Origin of the sequence: Streptomyces sp. Ru71 (genome assembly GCF_002920535.1) — a bacterium.
GTDB lineage: Bacteria > Actinomycetota > Actinomycetes > Streptomycetales > Streptomycetaceae > Streptomyces.
The window spans coordinates 101,483-114,496 of record NZ_PQSS01000010.1; the positions used below are offsets into that span (position 1 = coordinate 101,483).

Here is a 13,014-nt window from a genome sequence, read left to right on the forward strand (position 1 = left end):
CCAAGGACGGTTCGCCAGCCGCGATGGCATTCAATCACTTACCGGCAGGCGTGCACGACGCCTTGACTCCATTGTCCGTCACGCCAGTGACACACTCGGTGCCGATGGCCAAGAATCACCGATCCGATCGAACCTCTCCGGAGCCCGTCTCCCGCCCGGAGCCGGGCGCTGTCCTGGGCAGGCTCGCCTCGGGCCCCAGCCGCGCGTCGCGCATCACTCATACGGAGCACTTGCCCCCGCGCGCGGGCCGCCATGCCGTCTGGCCGGACCGGATCCGTCCGGAGGTGATCGCGGCCGTACAGGCGTGCGGCATCGAGCACCCCTGGGCCCACCAGGCCGAGGCCGCCGAGCACGCCCTGGACGGCGCCTCCGTGGTCGTCGCCACCGGCACCGCCTCCGGCAAGTCACTGGCCTACCTGGTCCCGGTGCTCTCCGCGCTGCTGGACGGCTCCGAGGCCGCCAACGGCCGCGGCGCCACCGCCCTGTACCTGGCCCCGACCAAGGCACTTGCGGCGGATCAGTGCCGGTCGGTGAAGGAACTTTCACAGCCGCTCGGGCACGCCGTGCGGCCCGCCGTGTACGACGGCGACACCCCGTTCGAGGAACGCGAGTGGATCCGCCAGTACGCCAACTACGTGCTGACCAACCCGGACATGCTGCACCGCGGCATCCTGCCCTCCCACCCGCGCTGGTCCTCCTTCCTGAAGTCGCTCCGCTACGTCGTCATCGACGAGTGCCACACCTACCGCGGCGTCTTCGGCTCGCACGTCGCCCAGGTGCTGCGCAGGCTGCGCCGGCTGTGCGCCCGCTACGGCTCCTTCCCGGTGTTCCTGCTGGCCTCGGCGACCGCCGCCGAGCCCGCGGTGGCCGCCCGCCGGCTGACCGGCGTGCCGGTCGTCGAGGTGGCCGACGACGCCTCCCCACGCGGTGAACTGGTGTTCGCCCTCTGGGAGCCCCCGCTCACCGAGATGCAGGGTGAGAAAGGTGCACCCGTTCGGCGTACCGCCACCGCCGAAACGGCCGATCTGCTCACCGACCTCGCCGTGCAGGGCGTGCGCACCGTCGCCTTCGTCCGCTCCCGGCGTGGCGCCGAACTGATCTCGGTGATCACGCAGGAGCGGCTCGCCGAGGTCGATCGCTCCCTCGCCCGGCGTGTCGCGGCCTACCGCGGCGGCTACCTCCCGGAGGAGCGCCGCGCCCTGGAGCGCGCCCTGCACTCCGGCGAGCTGCTCGGTCTCGCCGCGACGACCGCCCTGGAGCTCGGCGTCGACGTCTCCGGCCTGGACGCCGTCCTGATCGCCGGCTACCCCGGCACCCGCGCCTCCCTGTGGCAGCAGGCCGGCCGGGCCGGACGCTCGGGCCAGGGCGCCCTCGCCGTACTGATCGCCCGCGACGACCCGCTGGACACCTTCCTCGTCCACCATCCCGAGGCCCTGTTCGACCAACCGGTGGAATCCACGGTCCTCGACCCGGACAACCCCTACGTCCTCGCCCCGCACCTGTGCGCGGCCGCCGCCGAGCTGCCGCTGGCCGAGGACGACCTGGAGCTGTTCGGCCCGTCCTGCGCGGACGTGCTGCCCCAGCTGGAGGCCGCGAAGCTGCTGCGCCGCCGGACCAGGGCCTGGCACTGGACCCGCCGCGAGCGGGCCGCCGACCTGACCGACATCCGCGGGGCCGGCGGACGCCCGGTCCAGGTCGTCGAGGCCGGCACCGGCCGCCTGCTCGGCACGGTCGACGCCGCCGCCGCGCACAGCACCGTCCACGAGGGCGCCGTCCACCTCCACCAAGGCCGCACCTACCTGGTGCGCTCCCTGGACCTGGAGGACTCCGTCGCCCTGGTCGAGCAGGCCAGCCCGCCCTATTCGACCGTCGCCCGCGACACCACCGCGATCTCCGTCCTGGAGACGGACATCGAGATCCCCTGGGGCGAGGGCCGCCTGTGCTACGGCTCGGTGGAAGTCACCAACCAAGTGGTCTCCTTTCTGCGCCGACGACTGATCACCGGCGAGGTCCTCGGCGAGACGAAGCTCGACCTGCCACCGCGGACGCTGCGCACCCGGGCGGTGTGGTGGACGGTCACCGAGGACCAGCTGGACGCCGCCCGGATCACCCCGGAGATCCTCGGCGGCTCCCTGCACGCCGCCGAGCACGCGTCCATCGGCATGCTGCCGCTGTTCGCGACCTGCGACCGCTGGGACATCGGCGGCGTCTCGGTGCCGCTGCACCCCGACACACTCCTGCCGACGGTCTTCGTCTACGACGGCCACCCCGGCGGCGCGGGCTTCGCGGAACGCGCCTTCCACACCGCCCGGGCCTGGCTCGCCGCCACCCGCGAGGCCATCGCCTCCTGCGAGTGCGACGCCGGCTGCCCGTCCTGCATCCAGTCCCCCAAGTGCGGCAACGGCAACGACCCCCTGCACAAACGAGGCGCCATACGCCTGCTCACGGTGCTGCTGCGGGGGGCGCCGGAGGAGACGCCGGAGGGGCAGGCGGAGGGGGAACCGGGGGCGAAGGAGAAACCGACGGAGGGGCAGGAAGCGAAGCTGACGGAGACGCCGGAAGGGATGCCGACGGAGACGCCGGGAGAGGGGCCGGTGGAGCAGGCGGAGGCGGCGGATCCATCGGCGTCCGCACCGCGGGGCCCGCTCTCGCCCTGACCTCGGCGGCCAGCGGGGCCCGTCCCGATGCCGCCGTCACGTCCGACGTCTCGCCGACGATCCCGCACCGCACCAGCCGTACGCCTTGGGCCCGCGCGACGCCGGCCGCCCGGGCGCAGGCCGCGTCGGTGCCCTCCGCCCAGTGATCCGCCGCCGCGAGCGCCGCGAGGTCCGCGCCGCCGGCCGCGCGGTGCCGGACCACGACGGCCTGCCCGAGTGCCAGCACGGCCGCGAACACCACGCACAGCACGGCGATCACCCCGACGCTCCACACGGTCGCCGACCCACGGTCCCGACCGTCGGCGTACCGGCCCGGCGGGCACGCGCGAGTGCACCGCGACCGCCGCACTCCCCTGCTCCTCCCACCACGCCTCACGGCTGCACCCCCACCGTCTCCTCCGCCAACGCGACCGCCTCTTCGCGAAGTTGGAAGGACAGCCCGTGCAACAGCGCGGGCTTGGCCTCCACGACCACCCGGACCTGGTCACCCTCCCGGCCGACGGTGATCCGGGCGCCGTGCGGAGCCGTGTCCCGGGCCACCCGGATCACCTCCTCGACCGGGTCCTGCCGGGCGGCGGCACGGGCACCCGTCCGCGCCGCGTCCACGCACTGCACCTGTGCCGCGACGACGAGCAGCCCCCACACCAGCGCGGTGGCGAAGAGCACCAGCACCGGCAGCGCCACGGCCGTCTCCGCCGTCACGAACCCGCCGTCCCCGCGCCGCTCAGACCGCCGCACCGAGCGCTCGATTCATCAGGGCCTGCAGCTGGGCGGAGACCGCCTCGCTCGTGGCCAGCTTGTACAGCACGGTGGCGAACGCCACTGCCGCGAGCACGCCGACCGCGTATTCCGAGGTGACCATCCCGGCGTCCCTCCGCGTCACCGCCCGCGCCCTGCGCAGCAGTACCCACAGCCGTGCCCTTACTGCCTTGTACATCTCAACCCCCGTGAGGTCTCGGTCTTTTCGATGAGGTCTTCGATCAGGTCCTTCGATGAAGTGCCGCTGGGTCAGGCCGGTCCTCAGCCACCCCCTTCCAACAGCCCGCCCGCGAACCCGATCACCACGGGCAGGACGCCGATCACGATGAACGCGGGCAGGAAGCACAGCCCGACCGGCGCGGTCACCAACACCGCCGCCCGCCGCGCCCGTTCCGTCGCCGTGCGCGCCCAGTCGGCGCGGGCGTCCGCGGCGATCCGCGCGACCGGCCCCGCCGCCGGCAACCCGCTCACATCGGCCCGCTCCAGCAACCGCGCCAACGCCCCGGCACCGGGCAGCTCGGCCAACCTCCGCCAGGCGTCCGCCGGTTCACCGCCGAGCCGTACCTCGGCCGCGCCACGCGCCAGCGCCTCTCCGACCGGGCCGCCCAGCGCCTCACCGACGGCGCGCGCCGCGACCACCGGCCCGGCGCCCGCGGTGATGCACGCCGCCAGCAGGTCCGCGGCGAGCGGGAGTTGACGCCCCGCCTCGCGCAGTTCGGCCGCCGTCAGGCCGACTCCCACCACGGGCCCGGCCACCGAGCGCCGGCGGCGCCAGTGCCAGAGCCCGGCCGCGGCGGCCACACCGACCGCGACTCCGGCAACCCCGCCGACGACGGCCCACCCCGCGCCCGCGACGGCCACCAAGGGCAGCCAGTGCCCCCACGCGCCCCGCACCCGCAGCCGGGGACCCGCCGGAACCGGCTCCGGGGCCAGCAGCCGGGCCAGCCGTCTGCGCGCCCGGCGCTCGCCGCGCACCCGCTCCAGCCGGCCGGCCGCCCAGGCCAGGGCAGTCACCAGCCCCAGGACCGCCCCCAGACTGTGGACAACGTCCGTACCCATCACGCCTCGACTCCCCTCCCGTCGTCCCTCACACCGACTCCGCGGCCCGCACGATCCGCAGCGCCCACCACACGCCCGCCGCCTCCAGCAGTCCGCCGACGAGCAGACAGCCGAGCCCCGTCCCGGTGTGCAGCAGCACCCGCAGCGGATCCGCGCCGAGCGCGGTCCCCAGGGCCAGGCCGAGGACCGGCAGACCGGCGAGCAGCACCGCCGTGGAGCGTGCGCCGGCCAACTGGGCGCTCATGTCCGCCCGCTGGTCGCGTTCGGCACGCAGGGCCGCCTGAAGCCGGTCCAGTCCGGCCGCGAGGCCCGCGCCCTGGTCCAGGGCCACCCGCCAGCAGGCGGCGAGCCCCAGCAGTCCGTCGGCGCCCGGCTGCCGGGCCGCGGTCTGCAGTGCGGCCGGGACGTCCCCGCCGAAGCGGGCCGCCGCCAGCACCGCGGCCTGCCCGTCACCGAGACCGCCGGACTCGCGCGCCGCGCTCAGCAGCGCATGGCCCGGCTGCCGCCCGGCGCGCACCTCTCCGGCGAGCGCGGCGCACAGCGCGATCACGGCGTCCCCGCGACGCTCCCGCGCACGCCGCGCCTCACCGGCCAGCCGGGCCCGGCGCAGCAGCGGCACCCCGGCCGCCCCCGCGATCAGCGGCAGCAGCGAGCCGCCCAGCATCCCCAGCACCGCTCCGGCGACCACCGCCCACCACTCGGGGCGCCATCGCGCGAGTAGTCGCCGCATCTCGTCGGCGAGGTCGGGCCAGGCGGGCGGCCCCATCGCCACGACTCCCCCGCCGGCCAGCACCAGCCGGGCCCGCCGCGCCCCGAAGTGATCGCCGCCGAGCAGCGAGGCCGCCATGCCCAGACAGGCCGCGGCGGCAGCCCAGGAGGTCTCCGTCGCACCCCACGCCGTCTCACCCATGCGTGTCACCTCCCCGAGTGCCGGGCGCAGCGACAATTGCCTCGTCGCACGCGTCCCCGTGGCTGCCGAGCAGTCCCCGAAGCCGCTGCCAGCCCCGCTCGCGGACGAACGCCTCCGGCCCCCACCGCAGGGCGGGCACCGTCCGTACCAGCCCGGACGGATCCCGCTCCAGGACGTGCACCTCGGCGATCCGCCGCCGCCCGGCCCGGTCACGGGCCAGGTGCACCACGACCGACAGGGCGGCCGCCAGCTGGCTGTGCAGCGCGGCCCGGTCGAGCCCGGCCGCCGTACCGAGCGCCTCCAGGCGGGCCGGGACGTCGGCGGCGGCGTTGGCGTGGACGGTGCCCGCGCCTCCTTCATGGCCGGTGTTGAGGGCGGCCAGCAGGTGCACGACCTCCGCTCCGCGCACCTCGCCGACGACCAGCCGGTCGGGCCGCATCCGCAGCGCCTGCCGCACCAGGTCATCCAGCGTGACCAGGCCGGCGCCCTCCTGGTTGGCTGGTCTGGTCTCCAGCCGTACGACGTGCGGATGGTCGGGCCGCAACTCCGCAGAGTCCTCGGCGAGCACGATCCGCTCGTCCGCCCCGACCAGGCCGAGCAGCGCGCTCAGCAGGGTCGTCTTGCCGCTGCCGGTGCCGCCGCTGATCAGGAAGGACAGCCGGGCCGCCAGCAGGGCGCGCAGCACCCGGTCCCCGCCGGGCGGCACGGTGCCGGCCGCGACCAGTTCGCCGAGCGTGAAGGCCCGTGGCCGTACCACCCGCAGTGACAGGCAGGTGCAGCCGACGGCGACCGGGGGAAGCACCGCGTGCAGTCGGGTGCCGTCGGGCAGCCGCGCGTCTGCCCAGGGCCGGGCGTCGTCCAGGCGCCGCCCGGCCACCGCGGCCAGGCGCTGCGCCAGCCGTCGCACGGCGGCCGGGTCGGGGAAGGTGACATCGGTCAGCACCAGGCCGGCGCCGCGATCCACCCAGACCCGGTCGGGGGCCGAGACCAGCACGTCGCTCACGGTCGGGTCGGCCAGCAGGGGTTCCAGCGGCCCCGCGCCCACCAGTTCGGAGCGCAGCCGCTCGGCCGCACCGAGGACTTCGGCGTCGCCGAGGACCCGCCCCTGCTCGCGCAGTGCCTGGGCCACGCGCGCGGGGGTGGGCTCCGCACCGCTCGCGGCCAGCCGACGCCGCACGCCGTCCAGCAACTCCGCACCGGTCGTCGCGTCGAAGGGCGTCGTGGCGAAGGCCGTCGTGGCGAAGGGTGTCGCCTCGAAAGGCGTCGCATCCAGAGCCGTCACGGCACTGGCCGACGTATGGCGAGCAGCCCCATCACGAGTGGCCCCATCACGAGTGGTTCCATCACGAGTGGCCCCGCCACGGGCCGTCGCACAGCGAGTCGTCACCTCCCGGCCGTTCACGCCGCACCCGCCTCGATCAGCGCACGCTCCCAGAACTGCGTGCAGAACCGTGCCAGCGGGCCGCGGGCCGCCGCGCCCGGTGGCGCTTTGCCCTCGCCGGGGCGCAGCAGGGCCGTCTCCAGCGGCACCTCCCCTGCCAGGGGGAGCCCCAGCAGCCTCGCCACCTCGCGGTCGTCGAGCCCGGGCGCGTAGGGGCCGCGTACGGCGACACGCAGGTCCTTGAGGACCATGCCGACGGCGGACGCCACCCTTCCGGCGGCGGCGACGGCGCGCAGCTCGGCGGGGACGACGAGGAGACCGACGTCGAGCTGGGCGAGGACCTCGGCGACCCCGTCGTCGAGGCGGCGCGGCAGGTCGACGACGACGGTGCCGCCCCGGCGCCGGGCGGCGGCGAGCACCGCGCGGACGGCCTGCGGGGGTACGGCGACGCAGTCGCCCCGGTCCCAGCTGAGCACGCGCAGTGCGTGCAGCCGGGGCAGCGACTCCTCCAGGGCGCCGCCGCCGACCCGGCCGCGTGAGGCGGCGAACGCCGGCCAGCGCAGGCCGTCGGCGCTCTCGCCGCCGAGCAGGACGTCGAGTCCGCCGCCCAGCGGATCGGCGTCGACGAGCAGGGTGCGCAGTCCCTCCCGCGCGGAGGTGACGGCGAGAGCGCAGGCGAGGGTGGAGGCTCCCGCGCCGCCGCGTCCGCCGATGACGCCGACCGTGAGGGCGGGTCGGCCGACGCCCTCGGCGACGTCGGCGATGCGGTCGACCAGCCATTGTTCGCCGTCGGGCAGCATCAGCACGTGGTCGGCGCCGATCTCGACGGCGCGTTTCCACACCCCGGAGTCGTCCTGGTCGCGCCCGACGAGGACCACGCCCCGACGCCGGGCGGTGCCGCGCACCCGGTGGGCGGCGTCGTCGCCGACCAGGACGAGCGGTGCCGCCTCCCAGCTGCCCCGCGGCTGCGGTACGCCGTGGTGGACTTCGGGTGTGGCGCCCGCGGCCGCGCACAGGCGCAGCAGGTCGTCGAGGAGTTCGGCGTCCTCCGTGACGATGAGCGGTCGCCCCTGGCGTCCCGAAGTGGCGGGCGGCGGGTCGTGTGTGACGGTTCCGGCCACGGTTTTCATCCCCCTTCGCTGCATGGCGCGCGGCCTCTCGGGCCCCGCGATTCCCAACCGTGTGAAGGACCGGCAAGCGGCCTCCATATGACCGGCCGACGGAAACCGGCCATACGCGTCCGCAATCGGAACCGGCCACGAACTGGCCGCGATCAGGGCGCGCTGGAATCACGGTGCAGCGATCCCGGAAATCGTGTGGATCTTGGTGGATAACTGTGGACGAGCCAGCGGTTGTGAATATCGCCATCACCCATACCGGTGACGCTTGTCCGCCACGTGTGCGACTTTCCACAGTGGAGTCCTGGGGATACCCACAGTAACCAGTCATGTGCATGACCGGCTGATGCTCCAAGTCGGCCCTGCGCCGCAGGACAGTCGCACAGAAAAGGGAAAAACCCACCCGGACATGCGACGACCCCCGCCGGGGGGGAGAGCGGGGGTCGTCTCCACGGCCGACTCGGGGGGGGAGGAGTCGGACCGGGTTAGCACGGTCGCGAACGATCCGTGACTTCCATGGTGTACCCGAGAGGCCTCTCAGGCAAACCCACGCGCCCCACCTTACGCCGAATGGGCTGCCCCTATGCTCTGGGTCGTGGAAAACCACTCCTTGCCCCGCACAGCGGCCTTCTTTGACCTGGACAAGACGGTCATTGCGAAGTCGAGCACGCTCACCTTCAGCAAGTCGTTCTACCAGGGCGGTCTGATCAACCGCCGGGCCGTCTTGCGGACCGCATATGCCCAGTTCGTGTTCCTGGCCGGCGGTGCCGACCACGACCAGATGGAGCGCATGCGCGCGTACCTGTCCGCGCTGTGCCGCGGCTGGAACGTACGGCAGGTGAAGGAGCTCGTGGCCGAGACCCTGCACGACCTGATCGACCCGATCATCTACGACGAGGCCGCCTCCCTCATCGAGGAGCACCACACCGCGGGCCGGGACGTCGTGATCGTCTCCACCTCGGGCGCCGAGGTCGTCGAGCCGATCGGGGAGCTGCTCGGCGCGGACCGGGTGGTGGCCACCCGGATGGTCGTGGGCGACGACGGCTGTTTCACGGGTGAGGTGGAGTACTACGCCTACGGCCCCACGAAGGCCGAGGCCGTCAGGGAACTCGCCGCGTCCGAGGGATACGACCTGGCCCGCTGCTACGCCTACAGCGACTCGGCGACCGACCTGCCGATGCTGGAGGCCGTAGGCCACCCGCACGCCGTCAACCCGGACCGCGCCCTGCGCCGCGAGGCGCTCTCGCGCGGGTGGCCGGTTCTCGACTTCCACCGGCCGGTACGGCTCAAGCAGCGCGTTCGGAGGTTCTCGGTGCCGCCCCGGCCGGCCCTGGTGGCGGCCGCCGCCATAGGCGCCGCGGCGGCCACGGCGGGCCTGGTCTGGTACGCGAATCGGCGCCGCACAGCAGTCGTCTGAGCAGGCCCGTCACCCATCCCGTCACCCATTCGGCGTAACCCTGTCCGTTTCCCTACTATTTGAGGGCAAAAGTAAAGAAGTACAGGCAGGGGTTCCGCTTACTCCCGGTCTGGAGTACAAAGGACTCAACGGCCCGCGAGACCGAAGGACATCCGCGAGGATCACCTTTAAGACGCATTTTGGCCCCACGGACCGAGCATGGACACCGGGCACCCACGCGACGTCGACCCGTCGATTACGGGCCAGCCGCACCAGGTGACGGGCAAAGACCCCGACCTGATGGGCATATATCGAGGACGCATGGTAACCCGGTGGACATGCCAGCGGCGGTACGAGAACTCGTACCGCCGCAACCCTGTTCGGCGCCCCCTGGGGGCGCTTTTCCTTTCGGCCGCTTACGCCGCGCCGCGCTGCAGCGCCTCGCACACGGCCGTCGACTCGCGGGCGCCGAGTTCCACCGCCCGGCCGCAGTGCGCGATCCACGCCGCCATGCCCTCCGGGGTGCCGGAGACGTATCCCTCCAGGGCCGCCAGGTAAGCGGCACGCCCCAGCTCGGCGTGACCCACCTCGGCCGGGCAGATCGCCTTCGGGTCCAGCCCGCTGCCGATCAGGACGATCCGCTCGGCGGTGCGCGCGACCAGACCGTTGTGCGAGGTGAAGGGCCGCAGGGCGAGCAGCTCGCCGTGCACCACCGCCGCCGTCACCAGCGCGGGCGCCGAGCTGCCCTTGATGATCAGGTCGGCCAGCCCTTCGAGGCGGCCGGAGACCTCCGCGGCGCCCGGCAGCCGCAGCTCCACCAGCGGTTCGTCGACGTCCTCGCCGGCCTGCCGCGGCCGCCCGACCTGCTCGTCGTCACTGGCGGCCGCCACCAGGTGCAGCCGGGCCAGCACCCGCAGCGGCGACTGCCGCCAGATGGACAGCAGCTGCCCGGCCTCGGCGGTCAGCCGCAGCGCCGCACCCATCACCCGCGCCTCGTCGTCACCGCTGAAGTCGGTCCGCCGGCGCACCTCCTCCAGCGCCCAGTCGGCGCCGGACAGCGCCGCCGAGCCGCGAGCGCCGCGCAGCGCCGCCTCGGCGGTGATCTCCGGGCTGCGCCGGCGCATGATCCGGTGCCCGTAGACCCGGTCCACGGCCTTGCGCACGGACTCCACGGACTCGGCCACTCCGGGCAGGTCGCCCAGGGCCGCGAGCGGGTCGGCGGTCGCGCCTGTCGTACTCATGGGTACGACACTACGCATCCGGGCGCCGCACCCCACGAAGGAGTGGTCTTCTTCACGTCGGCTCGCCACGCACCGCCATCATCACACTACGCTTCGTGAACATGAAAATTGCTTTCGTCGGGAAGGGCGGCAGCGGTAAGACCACCCTCTCCTCCCTGTTCATCCGCCACCTCGCGGCCACGGGCGCCCCGGTCGTCGCCGTCGACGCCGACATCAACCAGCATCTCGGCGCCGCACTCGGCCTCGACGAGCCGGAGGCCGCCGCACTGCCGGCGATGGGCGACCACCTGCCACTGATCAAGGACTACCTGCGCGGGACCAACCCGCGGATCGCCTCCGCCGAGACGATGATCAAGACGACGCCGCCCGGCGAGGGCTCCCGGCTGCTGCGGGTCCGGGAGGACAACCCGGTCTACGACGCCTGCGCCCGGCCGGTGGAACTCGACGGCGACGCCGTCCGTTTGATGGTCACCGGCCCCTTCACGGACGCCGATCTGGGGGTCGCCTGCTACCACTCCAAGACCGGAGCGGTGGAGCTGTGCCTGAATCACCTGGTGGACGGGCCGGGTGAATACGTCGTGGTGGACATGACGGCGGGCTCGGACTCCTTCGCCTCGGGCATGTTCACCCGCTTCGACATGACGTTCCTCGTCGCCGAGCCCACCAGGAAGGGGGTCTCCGTCTATCGCCAGTACAAGGAGTACGCCCGCGACTTCGGCGTCGCGCTGAAGGTCGTCGGCAACAAGGTGCAGGGCCAGGACGACGTCGACTTCCTCCGCGCCGAGGCCGGCGACGACCTGCTCGTGACGGTCGGGCACTCCGACTGGGTGCGCGCCATTGAGAAGGGCCGCCCGCCCCGGTTCGACCTCCTGGAGGACGCCAACCGCCGTGCCCTGCGGCAGTTGCAGGCGGCCGCTGACGCGACGTACGAACGGCGCGACTGGGCCCGCTACACCCGCCAGATGGTGCACTTCCACCTCAAGAACGCCCAGTCCTGGGGCAACGCCCGCACCGGGGCCGACCTGGCGGCGCAGGTCGACCCCGACTTCGTGCTCGGCGAGGAGATCGCCGCGCCCGTGTGAGGCGTGCGGTCCGTTTGACGCGTACGGTCCCTGTGACGCGTACGGTCCGTGTGAACGGTACGACTATGGCTACGGCTTGGCCGCCGGCGCCCCGGGGACGCCCTTGGGTGCCGGCGCCGGGCGGCCGGACAGGAAGGACGCCCAGCCCTGCTTCGGGGCCTCGCCGACCTCCAGGCTGCGCAGCTTGGCCAGGGTCTGCGGGTCCTGGGCGTCCAGCCAGTCGACGAGCTGCCGGAAGGACACGCAGCGCACGTCGGGCTTGTTGCAGACCTCCTTGACGACCTCCTCGACGGCGCGCATGTAGGTGCCGCCGTTCCAGGACTCGAAGTGGTTGCCGATGATCAGCGGCGCGCGGTTGCCGTCGTAGGCGCGCTCGAAGCCCTTGAGCAGGCCGTCACGCATCTGGTCGCCCCAGGCGTCGTACATGGCGGGGTCGCCCTGGGTGTTGGTGCCCGACTGGTTGACCATGAAGTTGTAGTCCATGGTCAACTGCTCGTAGGAGTGGCCGGGGAAGGGGACCAGCTGCATCGACAGGTCCCACAGGCCCTCCTTCCGGTCGGGCCAGACCTGGTTGTCGACGCCGCTGGTGTCGTAGCGGAAGCCCAGTTCGCGGGCGGCCTTCATGAAGTTCTTCTGGCCTTCGAGGCACGGGGTGCGGGCGCCGATGAGCTCCTTGTCGTAGTCGAAGGGCAGCGGCGCCGCCTTCGTCATCCCCGTGTTGGTCTTCCAGGTCTTCACGAACTGCTTGGCCTGGGCGATCTCGTCCTTCCACTCCTCGACCGACCACTCGCCCACCCCGCCGTCCTTGCCGCAGAAGTGGCCGTTGAAGTGGGTGCCGATCTCGTTGCCCTCCAGCCAGGCCAGGCGCAGTTGCTTGACGGTGTCGGCGATGCCCTGGTTGTCGTTGAAGCCGATGTCGGACCGGCCCGGTGAGTGCTGCGGTGGCCGGTACAGGTCGCGCTTGTCCTCCGGCAGCATGTACACGCCGCTGAGGAAGTACGTCATCGTCGCGTGGTTGGCCTTGGCGACCTTGCGGAAGTGGGAGAAGAGCTTCTGACTGTCCTCGCCCGCGCCGTCCCAGGAGAACACCACGAACTGCGGGGGCTTTTGACCGGGCTTCAGCCGCTCGGGCCGGGGCAGGTGCGGCTGGGCCCCGGTGTACGCGGTCGACCCGTCGCCGATCAGTCTGACCGCGCTCTTGGGAGCGGCTGCGGGCTTGTTCTTCTGGGGGCCGGGGGCCCCTTCCCGCGCTGAGCCGGAACCACCGGTTCCCATCGTGCAACCGGCCAGCGACGCGGCAACGGCCGCGGCGACCACGGCGCCTGCGGCGATCCTCTGGGTGGCGGCCATCTCCCGCCCACCTTCTTCCTTCTCTCAGGCCAACGCCGATGAAGGCGTCTTGACGGTGCGC

Annotated in this window: 11 protein-coding genes and 1 pseudogene; 3 read left to right on the top strand and 9 right to left on the bottom strand. The window is 73.1% G+C overall.

The window, feature by feature from the left end; translation table 11 throughout:
• The first annotated feature begins 23 nt into the window (after nucleotides 1–23).
• Nucleotides 24–2,657 (top strand): DEAD/DEAH box helicase, encoded by a 2,634-nt coding sequence (locus C3489_RS09105; RefSeq protein WP_258054616.1) that lies wholly within the window; start codon nucleotides 24–26, stop codon nucleotides 2,655–2,657.
• Here C3489_RS09105 and C3489_RS09110 read toward each other — a convergent pair.
• The 7 genes and pseudogenes from C3489_RS09110 to ssd all read right to left on the bottom strand — a co-directional run.
• A pseudogene (locus C3489_RS09110) lies at nucleotides 2,602–3,006 on the bottom strand (Rv3654c family TadE-like protein); the annotation flags it as partial. The gene C3489_RS09105 and the pseudogene C3489_RS09110 overlap by 56 nt on opposite strands.
• A gap of 23 nt (nucleotides 3,007–3,029) precedes the next feature.
• Nucleotides 3,030–3,395, bottom strand: coding sequence for a TadE family type IV pilus minor pilin (locus tag C3489_RS09115; protein ID WP_103781248.1), 366 nt, complete (start codon nucleotides 3,393–3,395; stop codon nucleotides 3,030–3,032).
• On the bottom strand, nucleotides 3,382–3,594 hold the full coding sequence (locus tag C3489_RS09120) for a DUF4244 domain-containing protein (protein ID WP_103781249.1): 213 nt from the start codon (nucleotides 3,592–3,594) through the stop codon (nucleotides 3,382–3,384). Before C3489_RS09120 ends, C3489_RS09115 begins: the two co-directional genes overlap by 14 nt.
• Before the next feature lie 83 nt (nucleotides 3,595–3,677).
• Nucleotides 3,678–4,475 (bottom strand): type II secretion system F family protein, encoded by a 798-nt coding sequence (locus C3489_RS09125; RefSeq protein WP_103781250.1) that lies wholly within the window; start codon nucleotides 4,473–4,475, stop codon nucleotides 3,678–3,680.
• A 28-nt stretch (nucleotides 4,476–4,503) separates the two neighbouring features.
• Nucleotides 4,504–5,385, bottom strand: coding sequence for a type II secretion system F family protein (locus tag C3489_RS09130; RefSeq protein ID WP_103781251.1), 882 nt, complete (start codon nucleotides 5,383–5,385; stop codon nucleotides 4,504–4,506).
• Nucleotides 5,378–6,574, bottom strand: coding sequence for a TadA family conjugal transfer-associated ATPase (locus tag C3489_RS09135; RefSeq protein WP_103781289.1), 1,197 nt, complete (start codon nucleotides 6,572–6,574; stop codon nucleotides 5,378–5,380). Before C3489_RS09135 ends, C3489_RS09130 begins: the two co-directional genes overlap by 8 nt.
• A gap of 209 nt (nucleotides 6,575–6,783) precedes the next feature.
• The gene (gene ssd / locus C3489_RS09140) at nucleotides 6,784–7,896 is read right to left on the bottom strand and encodes a septum site-determining protein Ssd (RefSeq protein WP_103781252.1); all 1,113 of its coding nucleotides are present in this window, start codon (nucleotides 7,894–7,896) and stop codon (nucleotides 6,784–6,786) included.
• A 571-nt stretch (nucleotides 7,897–8,467) separates the two neighbouring features.
• Here ssd and C3489_RS09145 point away from each other — a divergent pair.
• Nucleotides 8,468–9,301, top strand: a complete 834-nt coding sequence (locus C3489_RS09145; protein ID WP_103781253.1) for an HAD family phosphatase — start codon at nucleotides 8,468–8,470, stop codon at nucleotides 9,299–9,301.
• Nucleotides 9,302–9,696: 395 nt separating this feature from the next.
• On the opposite strand, the gene C3489_RS09150 is transcribed toward C3489_RS09145, so the two are convergent.
• The gene (locus C3489_RS09150; protein WP_103781254.1) at nucleotides 9,697–10,521 is read right to left on the bottom strand and encodes a Fic family protein; all 825 of its coding nucleotides are present in this window, start codon (nucleotides 10,519–10,521) and stop codon (nucleotides 9,697–9,699) included.
• Nucleotides 10,522–10,622: 101 nt separating this feature from the next.
• On the opposite strand from C3489_RS09150, the gene C3489_RS09155 reads away from it, so the two are divergent.
• Nucleotides 10,623–11,603, top strand: coding sequence for an ATP-binding protein (locus tag C3489_RS09155; protein ID WP_103781255.1), 981 nt, complete (start codon nucleotides 10,623–10,625; stop codon nucleotides 11,601–11,603).
• A 69-nt stretch (nucleotides 11,604–11,672) separates the two neighbouring features.
• On the opposite strand, the gene C3489_RS09160 is transcribed toward C3489_RS09155, so the two are convergent.
• A complete protein-coding gene (locus tag C3489_RS09160) occupies nucleotides 11,673–12,953 on the bottom strand; it encodes a hypothetical protein (protein ID WP_103781256.1) in 1,281 nt (426 codons plus the stop codon).
• Nucleotides 12,954–13,014 lie beyond the last annotated feature (61 nt).

Excerpts from the sequence above, each read along its gene's own strand:
- C3489_RS09125 (WP_103781250.1), bottom strand. The coding sequence starts at position 4,475 with ATGGGTACGGACGTTGTCCACAGTCTGGGGGCGGTCCTGGGGCTGGTG.
- C3489_RS09145 (WP_103781253.1), top strand. The coding sequence starts at position 8,468 with ATGCTCTGGGTCGTGGAAAACCACTCCTTGCCCCGCACAGCGGCCTTC.
- C3489_RS09160 (WP_103781256.1), bottom strand. The coding sequence starts at position 12,953 with ATGGCCGCCACCCAGAGGATCGCCGCAGGCGCCGTGGTCGCCGCGGCC.
- ssd (WP_103781252.1), bottom strand. The coding sequence starts at position 7,896 with ATGAAAACCGTGGCCGGAACCGTCACACACGACCCGCCGCCCGCCACT.
- C3489_RS09130 (WP_103781251.1), bottom strand. The coding sequence starts at position 5,385 with ATGGGTGAGACGGCGTGGGGTGCGACGGAGACCTCCTGGGCTGCCGCC.
- C3489_RS09155 (WP_103781255.1), top strand. The coding sequence starts at position 10,623 with ATGAAAATTGCTTTCGTCGGGAAGGGCGGCAGCGGTAAGACCACCCTC.
- C3489_RS09105 (WP_258054616.1), top strand. The coding sequence starts at position 24 with ATGGCATTCAATCACTTACCGGCAGGCGTGCACGACGCCTTGACTCCA.
- C3489_RS09120 (WP_103781249.1), bottom strand. The coding sequence starts at position 3,594 with ATGTACAAGGCAGTAAGGGCACGGCTGTGGGTACTGCTGCGCAGGGCG.
- C3489_RS09150 (WP_103781254.1), bottom strand. The coding sequence starts at position 10,521 with ATGAGTACGACAGGCGCGACCGCCGACCCGCTCGCGGCCCTGGGCGAC.